Source organism: Butyricimonas sp. BSD2780061689_150309_C8 (genome assembly GCF_015560935.1).
Taxonomy (GTDB): Bacteria; Bacteroidota; Bacteroidia; order Bacteroidales; family Marinifilaceae; genus Butyricimonas; species Butyricimonas paravirosa.
The window spans coordinates 284,530-307,551 of sequence record NZ_JADMSV010000003.1; the positions used below are offsets into that span (position 1 = coordinate 284,530).

General features: G+C 38.0%; 17 protein-coding genes. 6 read left to right on the forward strand and 11 right to left on the reverse strand.

The genetic code is table 11. The annotated features are described in order from the left end of the window. The first annotated feature begins 5 nt into the window (after nt 1-5). The 5 genes from I2I33_RS05545 (at nt 6) to I2I33_RS05565 (ending at nt 7,486) form a co-directional block, all read left to right on the forward strand. Nucleotides 6-1,283, forward strand: coding sequence for a hypothetical protein (locus tag I2I33_RS05545; protein WP_087419490.1), 1,278 nt, complete (start codon nt 6-8; stop codon nt 1,281-1,283). Between the two features lie 28 nt (nt 1,284-1,311). Next, nucleotides 1,312-2,721 carry a thioredoxin family protein gene (locus tag I2I33_RS05550; RefSeq protein ID WP_087419489.1) on the forward strand — a complete coding sequence of 470 codons (1,410 nt, stop codon included), beginning with the start codon at nt 1,312-1,314 and terminating at the stop codon, nt 2,719-2,721. A 10-nt stretch (nt 2,722-2,731) separates the two neighbouring features. Next, entirely contained in the window at nt 2,732-4,141 is a 1,410-nt protein-coding gene (locus I2I33_RS05555; RefSeq protein WP_087419488.1) for a thioredoxin family protein, read from the forward strand. Nucleotides 4,142-4,247: 106 nt separating this feature from the next. After that, the gene (locus I2I33_RS05560) at nt 4,248-5,168 is read left to right on the forward strand and encodes an ABC transporter ATP-binding protein (protein ID WP_087419487.1); all 921 of its coding nucleotides are present in this window, start codon (nt 4,248-4,250) and stop codon (nt 5,166-5,168) included. Between the two features lie 23 nt (nt 5,169-5,191). Beyond that, nucleotides 5,192-7,486, forward strand: coding sequence for a Gldg family protein (locus I2I33_RS05565; protein ID WP_087419486.1), 2,295 nt, complete (start codon nt 5,192-5,194; stop codon nt 7,484-7,486). Between the two features lie 31 nt (nt 7,487-7,517). On the opposite strand, the gene I2I33_RS05570 is transcribed toward I2I33_RS05565, so the two are convergent. The 11 genes from I2I33_RS05570 to I2I33_RS05620 form a co-directional block, all read right to left on the reverse strand. Beyond that, nucleotides 7,518-7,829 carry a chaperone modulator CbpM gene (locus tag I2I33_RS05570; RefSeq protein ID WP_087419485.1) on the reverse strand — a complete coding sequence of 104 codons (312 nt, stop codon included), beginning with the start codon at nt 7,827-7,829 and terminating at the stop codon, nt 7,518-7,520. Nucleotides 7,830-7,840: 11 nt separating this feature from the next. Then, complete coding sequence (locus tag I2I33_RS05575) at nt 7,841-8,752, reverse strand: DnaJ C-terminal domain-containing protein (protein WP_087419484.1); 912 nt, start codon at nt 8,750-8,752, stop codon at nt 7,841-7,843. Nucleotides 8,753-9,015: 263 nt separating this feature from the next. Further along, entirely contained in the window at nt 9,016-10,293 is a 1,278-nt protein-coding gene (locus I2I33_RS05580) for a thioredoxin domain-containing protein (protein WP_087419483.1), read from the reverse strand. Between the two features lie 4 nt (nt 10,294-10,297). Beyond that, nucleotides 10,298-11,437, reverse strand: a complete 1,140-nt coding sequence (locus I2I33_RS05585; protein ID WP_229128202.1) for a hypothetical protein — start codon at nt 11,435-11,437, stop codon at nt 10,298-10,300. A 20-nt stretch (nt 11,438-11,457) separates the two neighbouring features. Further along, complete coding sequence (locus I2I33_RS05590; RefSeq protein WP_087419783.1) at nt 11,458-13,161, reverse strand: S8 family serine peptidase; 1,704 nt, start codon at nt 13,159-13,161, stop codon at nt 11,458-11,460. Nucleotides 13,162-13,188: 27 nt separating this feature from the next. Next, complete coding sequence (locus I2I33_RS05595; RefSeq protein WP_087419482.1) at nt 13,189-14,118, reverse strand: hypothetical protein; 930 nt, start codon at nt 14,116-14,118, stop codon at nt 13,189-13,191. Between the two features lie 7 nt (nt 14,119-14,125). Next, nucleotides 14,126-15,616 (reverse strand): RagB/SusD family nutrient uptake outer membrane protein, encoded by a 1,491-nt coding sequence (locus I2I33_RS05600; protein WP_087419481.1) that lies wholly within the window; start codon nt 15,614-15,616, stop codon nt 14,126-14,128. 11 nt (nt 15,617-15,627) lie between these two features. Then, the gene (locus tag I2I33_RS05605; protein ID WP_229128204.1) at nt 15,628-19,188 is read right to left on the reverse strand and encodes a SusC/RagA family TonB-linked outer membrane protein; all 3,561 of its coding nucleotides are present in this window, start codon (nt 19,186-19,188) and stop codon (nt 15,628-15,630) included. Nucleotides 19,189-19,309: 121 nt separating this feature from the next. Beyond that, complete coding sequence (locus I2I33_RS05610) at nt 19,310-20,488, reverse strand: FecR family protein (RefSeq protein ID WP_087419479.1); 1,179 nt, start codon at nt 20,486-20,488, stop codon at nt 19,310-19,312. A gap of 78 nt (nt 20,489-20,566) precedes the next feature. Next, on the reverse strand, nt 20,567-21,148 hold the full coding sequence (locus I2I33_RS05615; protein WP_087419478.1) for a sigma-70 family RNA polymerase sigma factor: 582 nt from the start codon (nt 21,146-21,148) through the stop codon (nt 20,567-20,569). Between the two features lie 144 nt (nt 21,149-21,292). Beyond that, on the reverse strand, nt 21,293-22,171 hold the full coding sequence (locus tag I2I33_RS05620; RefSeq protein WP_162613692.1) for an energy transducer TonB: 879 nt from the start codon (nt 22,169-22,171) through the stop codon (nt 21,293-21,295). A 270-nt stretch (nt 22,172-22,441) separates the two neighbouring features. Between I2I33_RS05620 and I2I33_RS05625 the strand changes: the two genes are divergently transcribed. After that, nucleotides 22,442-22,870 (forward strand): Hsp20/alpha crystallin family protein, encoded by a 429-nt coding sequence (locus I2I33_RS05625; RefSeq protein WP_087419476.1) that lies wholly within the window; start codon nt 22,442-22,444, stop codon nt 22,868-22,870. The last annotated feature ends 152 nt before the right edge of the window (nt 22,871-23,022 follow it).

Sequence of the window (23,022 nt, forward strand, 5' to 3'; positions counted from 1 at the left end):
AAAACATGAAAAGAATTTTATATACCCTCGTGGCAATTTTTACCGGTTGTATCACATCATGCAGCCCGGATAAATATGACGTTCAGGAAATGGGAATGGTTGATATGAGTCAAGTCAAAGAGATCAAATTACGTATGAGCCATTATCAAGTGTTAGCAGACGGGAAAGCCCAACTTGAGTTCAATCCGTTACTTATCACAGAAGACGGATTTGAGGTAGAGGATAGCCGGGTGGATCATTCACAAATAGAATATCATTCTTCATCAGGAGAAAACCTACAAAAAGTATTTTCTACCTCTGACAAATCCCTGATAGGAAAAGAGATAAAAGTGAAAGCTAAAATTAAAGGGCAAGAACTCTCATCAAACACCGTTACTTTCACCGTTACGGATCCTTCTGTTTTAAATTCTTACACGGAGATCACTATTCCAATCGTATTCCATCTCATTCAATCCAACGATGACATTACGGGATACGGAGGTGAGGTTCCCATGGAAAGAATACATCTTTTACTTGATAAAATAAATCATACTTTTTCAGGAGCAGTCAGCACGAATGCCACCGGAGTTGACACGAAAATCAGATTTAAGGCTGCCGAATATGATCCCTATGGAAACAAGTTGCACGAACCGGGAATCAATCGAATATATGTTGATAAAATTACAGACGAAACCAAGGATCAATATAAAACATTTATTGAAATCCAAAAAGCGTTATGGCCTTACAATCAATATTTAAACGTGTGGCTAATTTCTGACCGGAACATGGAATACAAGACATTTTACAATACTATTACCACTCAATGTATCCCTCGCTATATCGCAACAGGAACAGATGTTACAGAACAGCCGAAAGGTCTAAACCTATCTCCCGTTCCGATGGAATGGAGTCCAGCACCTAATGAAGTCGGCATATTGTATAAACTTCAATCAATTTATTCCATGGTACGAAGTTTTGGAGCCACAAAGGAAAATGAGCTGGTAAACGCTTTTGGATATTACCTAGGACTACTTCCAACCTGGAAAGAACGTGGAGGTATTCCTGAAGATTACTGTACAGACACGCAGAAATATTTCGGAAATGATGCAGAAGGATACAAGAAGAATACAACGGCATACAAACTTGTCAAAGATTGTTTCTTCCTAGCCGAGAATATCATGGATGATCCTCTCGGCACCCATCGTTCTATCAGTTTACAGCAATCCCAACGAATCCGCTGGATTCTAAATAATTGCCCGGAACGTTCCGCATGGAAATCAAACTTCGCCTTTACAGGTAAATAAGATGTTCAACCATAAAATAAAGTAAATCATGAGAAAAATTGTATTATCATTCCTATTTGTGTTGGTAGCTTGCCTAGCAAGCTATGCGCAAGGTGTAAAATTTGAAACCGGGGCATGGAGCGAAATGCTCGCAAAGGCAAAAGCGGAGAATAAACTCGTCTTCGTCGATGTCTACACCAAATGGTGCGGACCTTGCAAGCACGTGTCCGAAACCGTATTCCCACAAGAAAAACTAGGGGAATACTACAATGCACATTTTATTAATTTTAAAATAGATGCCGAAAGTCCGGAAGGAAAAGTATTCGTGAAAACTTATCCGGTAACGGGTTATCCGACCTTTTTCTTTATTGATGGGGATGGCAGAACAATTCACAAGGTTGTCGGGGCAAAAGATGTTGACGGTTTTATTTCGGAGGCTCAAATGGTTTCCATGTATGCCCGTCATGGAGGCATTGACAACATGATGGCCGCCATCAAAAATGGAACTGCCAGTAAAGAATTACTATATGATTATTACACTTCCGCTAACAAGCAGAATAAACCTACTGCATTGAACCTTTACTTAAAGGCTCTTCCGACAGAAGAGTTAATTGACGAAAACAATAAATTAATTGAGGAGATTTCCCTCTATGACAAAGAGCTCATGATCCGGTTAGCAGATGAAATTGTAAAAGCTAGCAACGACGGTAGGTTTTCTGATGGGAAATACGCAGAGAAATTTGCCTTTTGCATTGTTTTTCCGGTTCAATATGATATTACCACATTTTTAAATAAAAGTATCGAGGAAGGCAACGTTGAATGGTTTAACGAATTACTAGAATTAAAGGAAAGATTCGCAAATTATGGAGGAAGAATATACGGGGGAGGAAAACTATTGGATGGAGACTTAAAGATTATACGAGGTAGAGGCTTATTCTTCGCAACACCGGAATACAATAAACTTTGTTTCTGGACCAAGAACCGAGTAAATGAAGAAGAGTTTAAAACAACATTAATTAGTTTCATGGATCAATTAATCAAGGAAAACCCCGTAGATTCCTTAATCAAGGAAGGGGACAACCGGATTTTAAATATGCTAAAAGAAAACGGCATAAAAGGACAAATGATTTTTTTCGCACAATCGATTTTTGAGGCAGGAAATGTAACAACTCATAATATCATTAACTGGACTGATTACTTCTGGAAACTTTCCCCTTCCGATAAAAAGACAAAAGAATTATGCAGCAAATGGGTAAACTATGCTTTTAATGTAAACCGTTTTAATGGGAAAGTGGCAATCCCAGCCGCTGATTTCTTAGCCAGGATAGGCAACTTCAAAGGCGCAAAAGTAATACTGGAGAAAGCTATCGCAAGTCAAAAAGAAATTAAAAATGAGGATCCCAAATTATTACGTAATCTGGAACTCAAATTACAAGACGTAAATAATGGTAAACTATAATAAATAGATTATGAAAAAAATTATACTTTTATTTTCCCTTATCTTTATAGCTTATATCACTTGCCATGCTCAAGGAGTAAAATTTGAATCAGGAACATGGAGTGAAATGCTAACCAAGGCCAAAGCCGAGAATAAAACCATTTTTATAGATGTCTACACGAAATGGTGCGGCCCTTGCAAGCACGTGTCAGAAAACGTGTTTCCCCAAGAAAAGCTGGGGGAATATTACAACTCGCGTTTTATCAATTACAAGATTGATGCAGAGAGTCCCGCAGGTAAAGAATTTGTGAAGAATTATCCAGTGACAGGTTATCCCACTTTTTTCTTTATTGACGGAAGTGGAAGAGTCATTCATAAAGTTGTCGGAGCAAAGGATGTTGACGGTTTTATTGCAGAAGCTAAAATGGTTTCCATGTATGCCCGCTATGGAGGAATTGATAATATGATGACAGCCATAAAGAACGGAACTGCAGATAGGGAATTGCTATTTGATTATTACCAATCCGCCAACCCAAAGAATAAGCCAACAGCCCTGAATCTCTATCTAAAAGCATTACCTACTGAAGAGTTGATTGATGTCAACAATAAATTGATTGACGAAATTTCTCTTTACGATAAAGATCTTCTAATTCGTCTTATTGATGAAATTGTAAAATTCAGTCACACGGAAAAATATTCTGACAAAAAGTTTGTTCAAGAATATTCTTTCAATATTGTTTTCCCGGTTCAATACACGATTTCAACTTTCTTAAAAGAAAGTATTGAAAAAGGGAACCAAGAATGGTTTAATGAATTACTCCAGCTAAAAGCAAGGTTTGCCAACTATGCCGGAAGATTACTTGATGGTGATTTAAAAATAATTAGGGGACGAGGGGTATTTTTCGCAACACCCGAATACAATCAACTTTGTTTCTGGACGAAGAACCGGGTTCACCCTGAAGAATTTAAAAAAAGCATGGTTACATACATGGATAATCTAATCCGAAGCAATCATGTAGATTCTTTACTCAAAGAGGATAAAAACTTATTTCTCAAAGGCCTAAAAAAAGGCCTGAAAGAAACTGAGAATACAAAGAAAGGAGAATTAAACTTTTTTGTACAAAAAATTATAGAAACTGGAGAAGTCTCAACTCAAAATATTATTGATTGGACAGAATACTTTTGGCGAATTTCTCCTTCTGACAAAAAAACAAGAGATTTATGCCGCCAATGGATTAATTATGCCTTCAATTTAAATCGTTTCAACTTCCGAACGGCCATCTCCGCAGCTGACTTACTAGCAAGAATAGGCAGTCCCAAAGATGCAAAGAGCATTTTGGAAAAAGCAATTGCCAGCCAGAAAGAGATCAAAAACGGAAATCCCAAATTATTAAAAACTCTTGATTTAAAACTTAGGGATGTAAATAACGGTAAACTATAACACCTTATTAACACGAAATACTAACTACAATCATCAATATAGGGAGAAGAATAAAATTCTATTCTTCTCCCCCTTGAATCTTCATTATTGTATTAAATCACACTGTATGGAAAATTCTATTGTAAAAGTTGAGAATTTATCTCATCGCTACAGCGTACAATGGGCGATTCGGGATATAAATTTCGAAATCACTAAAAATGGTATTTACGGCCTATTAGGTTCGAACGGTGCCGGTAAATCAACCACCATGAATATCATGTGTGGCGTACTAAAACAAACAGAAGGAAAAGTTTTTATCAAAGGAATTGATATGCGGGAACACCCCGTAGAAGCCAAACGGCATATCGGATTTTTACCACAACAACCTCCTCTTCACCCGGACTTAACCGTGGAGGAGTATTTAATTCATTGTGCCAATTTACGGTATGTACCCAAAAACAAAGTGAAACAAGCCGTTGATGAAGTTACTGTCCGCTGTGGTATATCACACTTCAAAAAACGACTAATCCGTAACTTGTCGGGAGGTTACCAACAACGCCTTGGCATAGCGCAAGCTATCATTCACAACCCGGATTTCGTGGTGTTCGATGAACCAACAAACGGGCTAGACCCCAACCAAATCGTAGAAATTCGCCATCTAATCAAAGAAATCGCACAAGATCGAACGGTTATTTTATCTACACATATACTCCCCGAAGTACAGGCCACCTGCGACTTCATTTACATGATCGAACAAGGAACCCTTGTTTTTTCCGGAACGGTTGACGAGTTTGATAATTATATTGAACCGAACTCTTTAATCGTTTCTCTCATAACGCAACCAGGAATAACAGAGCTACAAAATATTCCGGGTATTACCCATGTAGAAGAATTAGGAGGTCCCCGATACAGACTACGTTTCGTAGACCGATCAGACATCGCCGAACGCATTGTTGAAATAAGCGTCACGAAAGGATGGCGCCTAAATGAAATCAATCTGGAAAAGAGTTCTATGGACACCGTATTCGCAGAATTATCAAAAAAATAACAAAACGATATAAAATTGAATCAATGAAAATGATACTCAAAATAGCGAAAACAGAACTACAAACCCTGTTCTATTCGCCAGTTGCCTGGTTAATTATTATTGTATTTACCTTCCAAGCCAGTATTCTTTTCACGGGAGTTTTTGGAATGTCAGTGAGAAGTCAAGCTTTAGAATATCAATTAGAGGATGTTTCTCTTTTCACCTTCGGCGGTATATATGGACTATTTACCAACATCCAACAATACCTGTATCTGTACATCCCATTATTGACCATGGGGCTGATGAGCCGGGAATTAAGCAATGGTTCCATCAAATTACTTTATTCTTCCCCGGTCACTAACCGTGAAATCGTTTTAGGCAAATACCTCGCCATGATGATCTACGGGCTGGCATTAATCGGTATTTTATCGATTTACGTGATTTTTTCAGCATGCACGATTAAAGCTTTCGACGGGATAGCCGTACTATCAGGATTACTGGGTCTCTACCTGCTTATCTGTTCTTATGCCGCCATCGGACTTTTCATGTCCAGCCTAACGTCATATCAAGTCGTTTCTGCCATGGGGACGTTAGCGATACTTGCCGCATTAAGCCTCGTTCGCGGTGTATGGCAAGACATTGAACTCGTGAGAGACATCACCTATTGGTTGTCGATCAACGGAAGGGCAGATGAATTCGTGAACGGGTTAATATGCAGTGAAGACGTGATCTATTTCGTTATCGTAACAGCCCTTTTTCTCGTACTGACGATCATGCGCCTACAAGTAATCCGCCAGAAAACCAGTTGGGTTATCGCCTGGGGAAAATATATCGGGGTATTTTTAATTGCTATGTTCTTGGGTTATCTCAGTTCTCGTCCCCAACTAATGGGATTCTATGATGCCACCCGCACAAAAGCAAGAACCCTCACCCCGAATAGCCAAGAGGTTATGAATAAAATGGACGGAGGCTTAAAAATTACAACTTATGTAAATGTTCTCGACCGATTTGTATATTACGGCCTCCCGAAAGCCGTAAAAGGAGACATGAATCGTTTCAAAATGTACCGACGTTTCAAGCCCGAACTCGAAATGGAATATGTTTATTATTATGACACGGTTAATAACCGTTCATTAGGGCTACGATACCCCGGTCTTTCATTACGAGAGCAAATGAAAAAAATTGCGATGGTTCTCGATCTAGACACGAATAAAATCAAAACACCGGAGGAAATTAGAAAGACCATCGACTTATCTGGTGAAGGCAATCGTTTTGTACGCTTGTTAGAACGGGAAAACGGAAAAAAATCCTTTTTACGTGTATATGATGATTTCAGAATATTCCCCGGAGAGTCAGAAATCTCCTCTGCTTTTAAACGTCTGGTCATGGATTTACCCATTGTCGGTTTTGTAAAAGGGCACGGGGAAAGAAGTTGTTCTAAAAATGGAGACCGAGAATATAGCCATTTCGCACAAGACAAACCTTTCCGGAGTTCTTTAGTAAATCAAGGATTTGGTGTCGCTGAAGTTGATTTGCAACAAGATATACCATCCAATATCCGTATTTTGGTCATTGCAGATGTACGAAAACCTTTTACCTCGGAAGAAATGAATACATTAAACAAATATGTATCACAAGGTGGCAATTTGCTAATCGCCGGAGAACCTAAACAGCAGCAAAATATGAATCCTATCATTGAACAATTCGGGGTTCAATTCATGCCGGGATGCTTGGTAAAGCCAACAGAAGATTTTGCTCCAGACTTGATTGTAGCTAAAGCGACCAAAGATGTCGGAGATATTTCATTCTATTTCAATAATATGCTTAAAGGAGAATACGCATTGACCTTACCAGGATGCTCCGGGTTAAAATATACTACAGATAAGGGTTATAAAGTAACTCCTCTATTCAAAAGCGATACCACGGGAAGTTGGAATGAATTAGAAACAACTAATTTCGTGGATGATACTGTGAGTTTCAACCCGGGAAAAGGTGAAATAGAACAATCATACGTAACAACCCTAGCATTATCTAGAAAAATCGGAGGAAACGAACAACGCATTATCATTATGGGAGATGCAGATTGTATTAGCAACGGAGATATTGAAAAATGGAGGAAAGGGATCAGAGCCCAGAATTACATATTTGTATTAGGCTCTTTCTTCTGGTTATCTTCAGAAGAGGCCCCCATTGATATTAGACGTCCGACACCCCCTGATGATAAAGTATATATCGGACAAACCGGAATGAATATTGCCAAGATAGGACTAATTGGAGTGCTATCGGCCATACTCATTTTCTTGGCTATTTTTATTTGGGTCAGACGCAGAGGTAGATAAACTAAGAAATACTGTAATGCTTGATCAAGCATTACAGTATTTCTTCCAAATAGTTCGTTCGAAGTAATCGGACTTCTCGTCGCAGTTGCTTCAGTTCCTGTTGCATTTCGTGCATACGTCCCATCAACTCGTGGATAACACCGATTCCTTCCGTGTTGACAGACAAATCTTCATGCCACCGGACAAATCGTTCCAAGTCCTGTAATTGCGAACCAAGCAAGTAGCGTTCACCATCGACAACCTGAATATCAATTAGTCCATCTTCTTCCAGAGACACGATAAACAACGGATCCACGTGACTTTTCTGACAGTATTCCCTAACTATAATTAAATCTGTTTCCATAACTCTTCCCTTTAGCTAAGTTTTTGTAATTCCTGGAATAACTCTTTCTGTTTTTCCGTCAAATTTGTCGGAATCTCCACAGAATAAGTCACGATCAGATCACCGAACTTTCCCTCTTCCTTATAGACGGGAAAACCTTTTCCCTTCAACCTTACTTTCGCCCCGTTCTGTGTTCCGGGTTTTACCTTTAATTTCACTTTACCATTCATCGTATCCACCACCTGTTCTCCTCCTAAAACAGCCGAGTACAAGTTTAAAGGAGCCGTCACGTACAGATCGTTTCCTAAACGCTTGAACACGGGGTCTTCCGCGATCACGAATGTGATATACAAGTCTCCCGCAGGTCCCCCGTTTACACCGGGTCCGCCTTGTCCTTTCAATTTAATCGTTTGCCCGTCAGCCACCCCGGCCGGAACGGTAATACGTATATTTTTACCATTTACAGACAACACTTGTTTGTGTGTCTGTGCGGCATCATGGAATGACAAATGCAATTCGGCATTGTAGTCCTGTCCCCGGAATGCGGCAGAACGTCCTCCACCCCGACGGGAGCCGAATAACGACTCGAAGAAGTCCGAAAACTCGCCATCCCCGCCCATTCCGGAAAAACCGCCTTCCGACGACCAATGGACTCCACTCCCGAAACCTCCACCACCTTGTTGCTGGTAATGTTGTTTCTGGGCCTCGAACTCGTCGGCATGTTTCCAGTTCTCTCCATATTGGTCATATTTCTTCCGTTTCTCCGGATCACCCAATACCTCGTTTGCCTCGTTAATCTCTTGAAAACGTTGCTTAGCATTCGGGTCGTCCGGATTCAAGTCCGGATGATACTTTCTGGCCAGTTTCTTAAAAGCCTTCTTGATATCATCCTGTGAAGCACTTTTATCAATCCCTAAAATCTTATAGTAATCTATATAGGCCATACTTTTACAATTTATACATTCTATAATATGTCAATACAAACTACGTACCAACCTGTGATATACGTTCAGAACTGACGCATTGTTACGACCGCACTGACAAAGTGACAAACAAAAAAGAGAACTTTTCCTAAGTCCCATTCGAGACGACTACCACTCCTCAACATCCCTTACAATCATCTAATCTCTCCCTCTACACAAGAGAGCAGTCTACACATACAAACAGGATTTTAGGACATTCAGTCCTCTTTTTATGATTTTCAATATCAATTTTTCTTTAATAACTGCTCTTGAATTATACTTTCAAAATTCTCTGGTCTAGCACCAACTTCAACTATCGGTTTTCCTCCAACCGGAATAAAAAAGAACGTAGGCAAAGCCTCTATATTATAGATCCGGCATAATTCTCTTTCTACATCTGCATTTACTTTATAAAAAATCACCTGATCCTTATATTGGGCTGCTAACTTTTCCATGAAAGGAACCATCTTCATACAAGGTCCACACCAAGATGCCCAGAAATCAATAACAACAGGCTTATCTCCTTTTAAAACAAAATCTCCCCCTTTTTTATAATCAAAAACATGCTCCAAAAAATATTCTCCTGTAATCGGATTCAACTTTCCGGATTCAACTTTCACATTCAAATCTTTGGGAATCAATTCATCTTCAATTTTCACCAGATCATAAGGTTGGAAGTACATTCTCGAACGACGTACATCAATTGATAATATTCCTTCCTTTAATAATCCTATCCCTAAAACGGAACGTTGCAAACTCTCATTTTCTGGAATAAGAACATTTTTCATCATATTCTTAACAAATAGACATTCATCTGCAACTTTTACTTGCTCAGTCTTTATCGGAGCCTCATATCCCAAATTAATATTCAACTCCTGCCCAGCCTTTTCCCCTGTAAATAAAGCAAAATCTTCCGAAGACATGGCAATGACATCTTCACACCATGAATCAAAGACAAAAGAATAATTTTTCCCATTAATCGTAACCGGACAAAGTAATGTTTCATCTGTTTCTAACACACAATCAGCACGATAATCCAACCTCATGTAAGGAGGGCGATAGGGGATTGAAGTTGTAATTTTCTGTCGTTTGCCATCTAACGTTATCGTTGTACCCCGAAACAAACGAGCGTTGATAGTGCCTGCTACTCCTAATTTTCTAAGATAAGGAGCATCTTTCAATACAAGTACAGGAAAACCATTCCTGAAAATATTATTTCCAAAAGAAATTTTATTTATTTTCATCGTTTTAATAACCTCTATTCCTCTAGTTTTTGTCACGTTAGATAATGATTTTTGTACCTCTTGATCGATTTTCAATTTTTCCACGTATTCGGGCAGAACGGCATTAGCCCCGTTAATATCTAAAACGAAATCTGCCTTTATGTCATTAACTAACAATTCCAATACAATTTTACCATCAACGGTACGATAATCAAGAACCTCTACCGATGTATTCTTAGACTGAGAAAACACGCTAAAGAACAAAAAAATACAACATATTAATACAAATATCTTCTTCATATCATTATTTCTTTTTATAACGAACTACTTTTTCACCTTGTTCAGTCTGTATGGTCATTTTTACAGATTTTTTTCCTTTTAATTCCGGAATCCCTTGTGTTATACTTTCACAGAAATCATAATTCCCTGTCTGTTTCCCATCGATTTTCAACACCTTATCTCCAATTGAAAGAATATCCCTCATCTTTCCCCATACGGCTGATACAACAAGATTTCCATCTTTTACACGCACTCTAAAATCCGGGAACCTCTGCCCCAAGTCATTCTCCTGTGTATACGCTTCAAAATAAAAACGATGACGAGAATAATCTATAGTAAGCTTCCCATAATCTAATAATTTCATCCCCAATAATGTATAAGGGGCATCTGAGGTTTCAGCAAACACATGACAGAAACGAGTTCCCGCAAATGAGACAAGAGGGAAATGAATTCGATGAATCACATTAGCTTTTGCAACACCTGCAACTCCAAGCCCTCCCTCTCCATAACCTTCTATAACATTCTCAAATGCACAAGAAGTAGATAAGCGTTCATAATCACTTGTTTTCAAACTGATGAACCCAGAACTTCCGGTATCAAATAATACCTTTATCCCATTTCCCAATCCTGCTTGCAATTCAATAATCGGCATCACTCCCTCCTCAACAAAAGAGACTGATTTACGTAAAGAAACATTTGTCTGTTTTTCTGCCGTCGTGATAGTAATTCTCTGTTGCTTAGAATCTATTTCCAAAATCATATTTGCCAACAGATCACTCCCAATCAATCCAACCACCCCAAAACAGTCAAAAGAAAAATGTCCCATTTGTAAAACAGGAATATCCTTAAAATTTATACCTTTATCAGAGGTTTCTAGACACCCTAATTCTACAACAGGATAAGTCACTGGCTGATTATTGGCGTCCTTTACTTGAATCTTTGTTACAATCTTCAATCCTAACTCTTGACATAAATCAGGAGACAGGGAAGTTTGTCCTCCCGTATCAAAAATAAAATTTTGTAACTTCCCATTCACGAACATTTCAATAATCATTTTCCCCCCAACAATTCGATAAGGGATAACAGATTTACCCTGTTGGCCCCAAGAAGCGTGAAGTCCAAAAGCCACAATTAAAAACAATATAAGCAATAATTTACGTTTCATCATCCTTATTTTCACATATTTTACTTGGCTATTCTTTCTGCCTCAACAAGAGCTTGATAGGCATTCACGATTCCTCCGCTCTGACATAGTTGCTCAAATAAGAAAAGATCTTCTGACATTTGACCATTTAATCGACAATTCTTTTGAACTTCCACACCTTTACGAGAAGAAACTGTTTTCAACAACACATCTCGAATTTGATTACCAGTTAATCGTGGATAATATGTTTTGATTAAAGCTGCAATGCCTGCAACCGTTGCCGCCGCTAAACAAGGTCCAGATGCAGACTTGTAAGTATCCCCTACATTAGGAGCAAAAACTTCCATTCCCGGAGCAAAAAGATCAATGCCTTGAACCCCATAATTTGATGCTATAGATGGATTACCAGCCTTATCCGACGAGGCAACAACCAGTAAATTAGTTAAATCCTTCCCTCCATCCATCCAACGATTCGGATAAAAAACGAGTTGAGACACATCAAAGGACAGATCCCACGTAGGAACAACAACTAATACCCCTTTACTTTCAGCATAACGTATCGCCTCAATCATCCATTGTTTCTGCTCTTTGGGATAAACTGTATTTTGTTCGCCTAACAATATGATATCCGCTTGATGATCGACAGCATAACGTATTGCCAATGCCATATCTTTCAAATAAGGTTCTCCACTCTCTGCCGAAACTACCAGATTCATAATTTGAGCATTTTCTGCTATCGGACTATTATGCCCCTCTACTCCACGTTTCCCAGCTATAATTCCCGCTACCATAGTATTAATTTCCGAATTCAAAGTTAATAAAACATTATTACCATATATTCTGTCGTTAATATCCATATAATTATCCCCGACAATCTCTTTACGCAAATCAGTTCCATTCTCTTTCAAAACTCGTTCATACCTTTCTTTCATTCTATTCTCAACCTTGTCGCTAAAGTAATAATTATATGTTCCCTCCCAAGCTTTCTCATCTCCTCTCTTCTGATTCATACTCCATGCCATCAGATATAACGCAATATCTCTTAGACTATCTCTCGGACTATTTTTATCAACACAAGCAACAAGATCTTCTACAGTAAATGACGTCTTTCCCGGATTCCTATCTTTCATTTGTTTATCAAATATCTGGACGTATTCTCTAAGTACGTTAGCAAATAATAAACTCCCGTACTCAGAACACAATCGAGATGACGGCATCACGATATATTGGTAATATTTGTACTCATCCATATCTGCTGGAGGATCTAACACAACCCTTTTACCATCAACATATTTGAAATAATTTTTCCCATCAAAAAAATAAGAATCATATTTATCTTTCAAACGTAAAAATTCTCTATCGCCCTCTACCATCAACTTTTCCATCACCTGTCCATCTGCCGCCCCTAAAAAATTCCAACCATGCACATCATCCACATACCCGTTTCTATCATTATCTTTTCCATCTGGTTTTTCTTTAGGATTCGTCCATATATTATTTTTCAAAGCTTCATGTTCCCAATCAATCCCCCCACCAATCAAAGCAACAATCGGCTTAGATTTTCCTTTCTTATCTTTCAAAAACTGATACGCTTTATTGATAGCTGCTCCGTATACTTGATCTGCCTCGAATGAACAATTATACCAATCTAAATCCTTTTGTTCTTTAACAGCACTTCTCTCTTCTGACTGGGCATAAACTACCCTTATCGTCAGCAATAAGCTAACGAAAAATAACCATTTCATTTTCATACTTGTGATATTTTTACAATACTAATTTAGTACCGGAAGGACAGCAATTTTTGTTATGTCCCACTCATAATTCTTTTTTAAATAGTTTACTACAAAATCATAATACTTGATAATTTTTGGATACTTATCTTCCGGATAAAGATTCAAAATTACATCTCGTTCATACCGGATAGCTAAGTACATGTAGTCTATAAAATTCCTTTGCATTGACGTATTACTAATACTTTTTAATGGAGCAATCGTGAAATTTTTTGGGCCCATTTGTCCGGGGAAACCTCTTGTTTTATAATAATTTATATCACTTTCAGACCCTGCCAAGTAAACAATTTGAGTCTCATAATCAAAATCATTCTCAAATTCTGAAGGAATAGCAATATTCCCTTTAGCAACAATCCTCTGCAAAATTTCCTTTAAAATAATTCCTCTTCTTTCCATATACTCTTCCGGAGTTTGTGGACGAACAATGCGGGTATAAAGTAGTCCCGGCACATCTCCTTCCAAGCAGAATGCCCAAAAGTCCATACCATCATATTTCGTCGTACTCGGGCTAGCACCCAAAGGAGAATCAAGATACATATGATAAGCCAAGTAAATATATATTGGTAATATCCGATCTGTCAACTCCGGAATCAAAAAAGCAAACACATGATTCTTCATGAAATCCACGTAAAAAGCAGCTTGTTCATCATTCAAAGGAGAACCATGGACCGCTCCTCCACTAGATCCAACCCAAGAACGATCAAAATCTTCTTCTGCCAAATTTTTATATATCAGATAAGTTTTAAACTTATCGGCTATTTCAACTAAATCTTGATCCCATGCATTATTACCTTCAGGAAATTCATAACGTAATTCCATTTCTAAAGGACGAGGAGTCAATGTTTCATCCTCATGACAAGAACTTAACAAAAACAACGCAAGTCCCACGAATATTGTACTTATAATTTTCATCTTACTATTAATATTTAGGATTACCTAATCGATTTTGAACTAACCCCGGATTACGATCCATTACTTCTTTAGAAATAGGTAATGTATAAGCAGCATCCTCTTTCTCCATTGTAAACCATTTTGCTGCCACACCCCCTTCTTTCCACACACGAGTAAAACTAGGCATTCCATAACGCCTCAAATCAAACCAACGATGCCCTTCGAAACAAAGTTCCCGACGACGTTCATTCCTTACAAACTCAAGTAATTCATCCCCGGATAATCCTGATTTATCTTTATATTTCTCTTCTGATATTCTTTTTTTCCGCAATTCATTTACCGCATTCAACGCAATCGTCGGATCTATTTTAGCAGTTGCCTCTGCCAAAATCAAATAAGCTTCAGATAATCTCAGAGCCAACATAAATTTATCATCAGAAGGAATACTCTCTCCCAAGAACACACATTTACTTACAGCCAAATAACACACGGGAGTATAACCGTATTCCGGTACGAGATAAAATTGTTTACGTAAATCACCTTCATCTTCATAATTATCAACTAATTCATCTGAAGCATTTATAAGTACCCGATGATCCTTCACACCATAATCACCCATCAAATCATGAGTAAACTTGAGAAGATCATTTCTTTTTCCAAACGCCCAAATTGTCTCCGGATTATCATAAGTTACGTAATTAGGGAACGTAACCCCATCATAAGAAATTGAGCGCAAATCATATAATGCAAAATCCCAATCTTCAATCACATTCTTAGCATATTTTGCTGCCTCTTCAAGATTGTTCATATAAAGATTCACCCGAGCTTTCAAAAGTTGAACAGCAGGTAATGTGATTCGGTAATTAGGCAAAAATTGTTTTTCTTTGGGAAGCATCAAAAAATATTTTTCAGCTTCATCCAAATCCCTTACAATCTGGTCATATACCTCTCCGACAGTTTTCCGCTTATCATAACTGATACTCAAAGCACTGGTTAATTTTAGAGGGACCCCCAAAGCTTCTTTATTATAAGTATAAGGCTCTCCAAACAAGTTCACCAATTGCAGATAGTAAAAAGCTCTTAATGCCAACGCCTGAGCCTGTACGTGAGCTTTATCCTCTTCTGTTCCGGAAACTTCTTTAATATAATCCAATGCTGCATTCGCACCTAAGATCAAATTATAATAAGTCTCCCAAACCTTTTGATAATTACCAGCATCTTTCATCGTCATCTGTAAATCCGGATGCCATGAAAAAAGTTGCATAAAAGCCTCTCTCTGATTAACATTAACCTCTCCCCAAGTAACATTCTCATCTGTTATTTTCACATCATCATCTAAAATATTGTGAAAAACAAACAATGGATCGCTTGTAGAAGAAGGATAAGCTGATCCTAACAACATCTCGTCTAATGCAGATGCGTGTTTCGGAATATATTCATTCGGTGATTTAGGCTCTAAGAACTCCGAACAAGAGGATAACAGAAGAACAATTGCAAATATGAATATCTTTATTTTCATATCTTCTAAATTTAAAATCCAATATTAATACTAAAAGAATAATTCCGGGGCATAATACTATCCCCTAATTCAGGATCAAAACCATTGAAACGCTTGGAAGCAATTACGAAAAGGTTACTAACCGATGCATTTAAAGATAGATTTGACACCCCGAATTTTTTTGATATTTCCGGATTCATTCTCCATCCTAAGCTCAAATTACAACATCTCAAGAAAGAAGACTTCACGACCATTACATCCGAATTTTCCCACATCTCTATCATATTTTCCTGACCAGTTGGAACCTCCATCATATAATCTTTCCGAATTAAAGCAGGAATGTTAGTATATTCTTCATCTCCCGGTTTCATCCAACGTTTTACTAAATCTTTGGAAACATTCTTAGTTTCATTAGGTAAAAAGATCTTATTCTTAAAATCTTCATAAGGAGAGGGAAGGCGTTTGCGTCCTCCTAAAAGCAACGAGAACATTGTAGACAACGTAAAAGATTTATACCTAGCATTCAAATTCACCCCTCCAGTAAAATAAGGCTCTGTCGTCCCAGAATACACAAGGAAACTCGTCGGATCTCCATTATAAGGCTTATCTTCAGCCACCTCTAACAAATTGAATTGAGGAGTACCGTTTTCATGGTTCAATCCAGCAAAACTATAGGACCAGAAAGCCCCTACAGGATAACCTTTTTTCATCACTTTTTCTGCATTACCCGACAGATATTCATACAAACCAGGTTCTCTAGAAGGACCGACTCCCGTTGTGTTCCAGTTCTTGGAAGAATTCACACTTACATTTAGTGCAAAATCCTTTGTTTTTACCGGAACAAAATTTACTGTAACTTCAGCACCTTTATTATAAATAATCCCCCCATTTATTTCCATTGAACTCAATCCGTTCTCGTAAGGTATCTCTTGGCCAATAATTGCATTGGAACGCCGGGAATAATATTCAAATACGACAGATACTTTTTGAAATAATTCCAAATCTACCCCAAAATTCCATGTCCGTGTTCGTTCCCATGACAAGTTTGGATTAGGGATTCGGGCAATCGAAGAAGAATATTCATTAAATACTCCAGCCACTCCTCCTTGATATAAAACCAAATCCGGACCAATATTTTGCAAAACATTTCCCTGAATACCATAAGTAGCTTTCAAATTCAATTGGGATAACCACCCAATCTGACTCTGCATAAACGGTTCCTCACTCACTCGCCAAGAAACACCAAAAGAATATTCAGGATCAAACCGATGATTCACATCCTGGCCGAAACGATTGGATACTTCATGTCGAAAATTAGCATTCAACACGTAGCGATCCGAAAATGAATAGGCTAACGTTGCGAATAACGAAAAGAAATTATCAGTTTTTCCATAAATCTTGGCACTATTATTATATAAACGGTTAAATAATTCTCCCACGCCACTTTGCGTTTTTCCCCCAATAGGTTTAAAATCACTCCAAGCCGTAGGTGCAATTAATTTATTTCCACGACTCTTCACATATCCCCATAATGTATTGGAATGCTCCTCATTAATCGTTGAACGAACTTCTGTAGCAAGCATCATATTCAAGCGATGCCTTTCTGCAAATGTTTTTGAAATAAGTAATTGATTTTGGATATTATAAGTTTGCTGTATTGCATCTGACGTAAATACATCTCCACCGAAAGGCAAAAGTGCTGCTTTAAACCAAGGATCATCTGGTTCAACGCTATCAAAATCATATCCTCGATATTCATTTGCTACCGCATAAGTTTCCTCCTCTCGGAATGATTGTCGATTTTGATTAGAATAAGTATACCCTCCTGTAAACTGATACTTCAGCCAATCCAAAAGTTGCCATGACAAAATCAGATTTAAAGACAAACGATGATTCTTTACTTCCGAACCACTATGATCTAATTCATTTAAAATATTATAACTCAATGTTTCCGACTCGTTATTAAAACCATATGAACTCCGTCTTTTATAAAACAAACGTTCTCCATTCTCATCAAAAGCAGGTAATGCACGACTTGTTGACAATGCGTAACTTAATGGATTAACACCAGAAGCATATCCCGCATTTTTCGAGATTGTCCCATTCATCCCGACATCAATTTTAATTCGATGCGGAAGTTGCATTCCGACAGAAATACTAGATGTTAAACGTTCCCCATCATTCTTCAATTCTTGACCATGATTATTATTATAACCCAAAGACACCCGATAACTCACTTTATCCGTTCCTCCAGATATACTAAGACTATGAGTTTGATTCAATGTCACCCGGGTTAATAAATCCAACCAATCTGTATTCACCATTTCTAATGCACTCTTACGACTCAAATATTCATCTTGATTAATATCTCCATCAATATACATTTTCATCAAACCTTCGTAAGTATAAGGTTGTTTCAGAGGTTCTTCACCATATCGAGCTCCATAATTATATGCTTCTTCAGCGAACTGAATCCTTTCCTGTGAATTCATATAGTTGAACCGATCGTACGTGGGAGCCGGAGCATACGAGAAACTTCCGGAATAATTAATAGACATTCTTCCTGTTTTGCCTTTTTTCGTTGTTACCACAATAACCCCGTTTGAGGCCCTGGACCCATAAACAGCAGTTGCAGAAGCATCCTTTAATACTGTAATTGTTTCGATATCATTTGGGTTTAGCCAAGAGATTTGATTCCCTAAAATATTTTTTAAGTCATCTGCCATATTCGTCATCAAATCAATCGGAATCGGATCATCTTGAATAATACCGTCTACAACCCAAAGAGGATCCTGATTACCCAATAATGTTGCGGTTCCCCGAATTTTAATTTTAGGACTTGCCCCAACCCGAGAACTCGTATTCATAATCATCATTCCTGCGACTTGACCTTGTAACATCTGGTCAATTGTTGAATAACTCGGAATCATCACATCATCAGCTTTCACCACAGTATAAGAACCGACCATATCTTTTCTATTTACCGTTTGGTAACCAGTACTCACGACGGTCACCTCTTCTATTTCATTTACCGCCTCTTTCATCACCACGTTAATCATAGCCTGACCGCTATATTTTACTTCAACCGTCTGCATCCCTACAAAAGAAAAAACAAGTACTAACTTATCTGGATTTGTTGTTACAATCTCAAATTTCCCTTCAATATCAGTAGCAACTCCAACCGGAATACCTTTTATCAAAACAGTTACCCCCGGCATAAAACCACCTCCCTCATCCTTCACAATTCCTTTTATCGTGTACTCTTTCAGCTGATTTAAAGAATCGGTTACATTTACTTTTAAGGGAAGAATTAAGATATAATCTTTCATCAACTTATAGGTCATTCCACTTCCCTCTAAGATTTTTGCCAAAAACGATTCCATCTCAACATCTTTAAAATTAGCAACAATTTCTTGAGATGTACTAAAGTTATTATCACTATAAATCACGATTTTATCTGTTTGGCGTTGAAATTCTGTTAACGCCTTTTTAATTGTCGTGTTTCCCAACTGCATTGTAATTCTCTGTTGAGAAAAACCATTTCCCAATGTCGTGACCACGAGAAATACACACATAAACAATGTCAATTTCATAATCATACAAATTTTCCACCACCTGTCTTTTTCAGACACAGGTTTGTGCTCTTGACTTTTTTTCATACATTTGTGTTATTAAGTTTTACTTTATTCACCTCTTCCCAAAAGGAGATGAATATCATCGGATGATGTTGGTCGCATTATCCGATTTTTTATTTATTCTAATTATATCATTTGTTACTGTAAAAGAAATATTTGTGACTTCCCCAATCATATTCAGGATATCTTGTACATTATCATATTTTCGAAATCCACCGGAATAAAGTACCTCCTTCAATATATCATCCCCAAATTCGTACTGGATATCGAACCAACGACTTAACTTTTTCATCAACAAGTCCAAAGGCAAAGCATCAAATCGGAATATACCATTCGTCCAAGCAATATAACTTTCAGCATTAACCTCTCGTACCAAAGTTTTCCCAGTTCGCCGGTCAAATACAAACTGTTCGTTAGGCACTAACCGATCATTAGAACCATCAACAGAAACCTTTACAGCGCCATTTACTAAAGTTACTTCTACCCGTTCTTCATCCTCATAGGCAGACACGTCAAATAACGTTCCCAACACCCGAACATCCGCTTCATTTGCATGTACAATAAACGGTTTCAATGAATCTTTTGCAACCTCAAAACAAGCACCTCCTGATAAAAAAACTTCCCGACTTTCTCCATTAAAATTAACTGGGAAGCGTAATCTTGATCCAGAATTTATAATCACCAGACTTCCATCTACCAGCCGCAAACGATACTCCCCGCCTTTAGGCACAATCAATTCATTATATACTTGTTCTTCTTGAGATTTTTCCAAACCTTCATCCCGGTACTCCAAATAAGCAGAATCAGAACAAATAATAGCACCTTTTTCCTCTATCATGTTCATTTTCGTGACACCTAATTCCTTCATCTCTCCCGTCGAAAGCACAAGCGTCGCCTGGCGGGGTTGCCACTTCGGCAAGGAAGCAACAGGAATAATTTCATCTTTCGAAGTAAAGAGCCATATCAATCCAATTACACATATTAAAGAAGCTGCAACAGAAGCACTTCTAACAATCCAACGTATCCTTCGTCTATTTCTTCGCCGCCCTTGAATTTGTTCCCAAGCGATCTGTTTCTTTATTCCTACTCGGGAATTAGCCCATTTTCCACTATACCACAAAGAGCAAAATTTCCGGCATATCTCCTTATTCTCCCCATTCTCCTCTAACCATGCTTCAAGTTTTTCCTGACCTAAGACGTCTAATTTAGACGCTAAGTCTTCCAAAATTAATTCATGTATATCTCCCGGTAACTTCATAATTACTTACTTTTACCAGTAAGACCTAAAAAAACAAAAAACGGGTAGGGTAAAATCGATTTTTTTGAAAAAATAATTCTAATGATTAGAAAACTTTCGTAGAAAATAAAATAAAACTTCTGGCCCCATTGAAGCCAAGCGTTCCCGTAAACGTTTTGTTCCCTCTTTTAAAGCAAACTTCACCGTGTTTATAGAAATTTTTAATTCCTCAGCAGCTTCTTTATACTTCAAACCCCGTAACATCACACGTTCCACTACTTGCCGGGTTCTTTCTGGCAGTAATTCTACCTCTTTCATTACAATATCCATTCGTTCCTCGTCAATATCCTCTACCACATCTACAGAGATATCTATCACTCCCAGTTCTTGAGAATTGCGTAATACATCTTTTTTCTGAAGAAAAGAAATTGCCCGATTCCTAACCGCTGAATAAAGATAAGAACCGAGAGTACTCGCTGTTACCTTCAACAAATAATCATCCTCCCACAGTTTGACAAAAAAATCTTGCACCAAATCCTCTGCTGCAGATCTATCTTTCAGAAATTCATCAGCAAATAACACCAATGGACGGTAATACCGGTCAAACAAACGCTGAATACCGATAGTCTTATCCTTCCTCATGGAAGCTAAAATATCCTGATCTGAAAAATACATCGTCATACCGACTACAAATATATTAATTCTCACTCATTATAATGTGATTTCTACTGAAATTTACCTTATAATCAACTAGAACAAATATCTCTAATAAAAAATGCCGGAACAATAAATGCCGGCATCTTTTATCAATTCTGCAATAATATACTATTGTTGCAAGATATAATTCTCAAAATACAATTTGAACCGATCTTTCAAAAGGTTTTTAATCTTTAGCATCTTGTCCATCTCGATCTTTCTCATCTCAAGCTCGGATTCAACGAAATGGCTGATGAACTGATCTGTTCCCAAACTTTCAATCAGTTGAATCTTCGTGTTAATCTCGTCCTCGTAGATTTTTGTCAACTCCTTCACGTCATTCTTTTTCAGCTTCAACACTTTCGTTTGAGCCTTCACGGTACTATCGATTTCACCCTTAATCGTCTGACTTTTCTCCAGCAACAATTTACGCAACGTGGCATCATCCCCCAATTGCTCCTTGAAAGCATTCACCCGGCGAGCCATATCTTCCAAACTCATCTTTTCCCCTTTCTTCAGTATTTCCTGCTCTTCCTCCAAATTTTTCAAATATTGCTCATAAGTCAACTCGGTCTCTTGTGGCGTATATTTAAACGTGATCGGTAACGTCTTCTCAAAACGCACAGCCTTTCCTCCCGACATAGCCGGTTTCCATTTCGGCATTCCGGAGATTACCCGAAGTGCTTCTGCATCCAAAAGCGGGTGAGCAGAACGAACTACTCGTACGTGAGACACGGCTCCATCTTTCTCTATCACAAAAGTCACGAACACCCGTCCATCAATTTGGTTGGCATACGCCTCTTCCGGATATTGCACGTTTTCCCCGATCCATTGATTCAAATTCCCGTTAAATTCCGGCTGAACTTCGGCAACTACCATTATTGTCGTATCTTCATCCATTAACCGCACGTCCATATCCCGTGCCATTACCGGGGTAGCCAGCCACCCCAAACCAAGCATACAACCCATAACAAGCGTTGCCTTAGCCCAATTGTAGTTTTTCTTCATACGATGTTTATTTGTCATTAAGTTACTCTATCCTCTTGCTAAAATAAGGTATAAAGCTACAATTATTATTAGAAATTTGAATATTTAATCTTGCTTTTTTCTCGTCATTAATTGACAGAAACACTGAAAATTTGACATAATATCAGTGACAAAAAGTCCTCAAAATCCATTGGCACGTGCTTTGCATTAACTATAATCGAATGCAGGTTCACAAAGAACTTGAATCCAATTAAATGATAATGTTGAATTTAAAGATAGGAGACTAAAATTATGATGCCTGTAAGAAGAACTCAAAATTGGTTACCAAGTATCTTTAATGATTTCTTTGATAACGAGTGGATGACAAGAGCAAACGCAACCGCACCCGCAATTAACGTGATCGAATCCGAAAAAGATTATGAAGTTGAAGTTGCAGCTCCGGGTATGACAAAAGAAGATTTCAACGTTCGCATAGACGAGGATAACAATCTAGTGATCTCCATGGAGAAAAAGAGCGAGAGTAAAGAGGAGCAAAAAGAACATCGCTACTTACGCCGGGAGTTCTCATACTCGAAATTCCAACAAACCATGATCTTACCAGATGACGTGGATAAAGAGAAAATCGCTGCCGGGGTTGAACACGGAGTTCTAACCATCGACTTACCGAAACTATCTCTGGAAGAGATTAAAAAAGCAGAGAGAACCATTGAAATTAAATAAGATTAAGGAAGCCTATGAATACGGGAGTCGAAAATTCGACTCCCACTTTTTTTCTCTCATTCCACCACAAATTCCGGCCATGTGGCCAAAAATAGTTGGTAAATTCTTTATAACGATTTGAATTCCAGAATGATTAATTACCTTAATTGAAA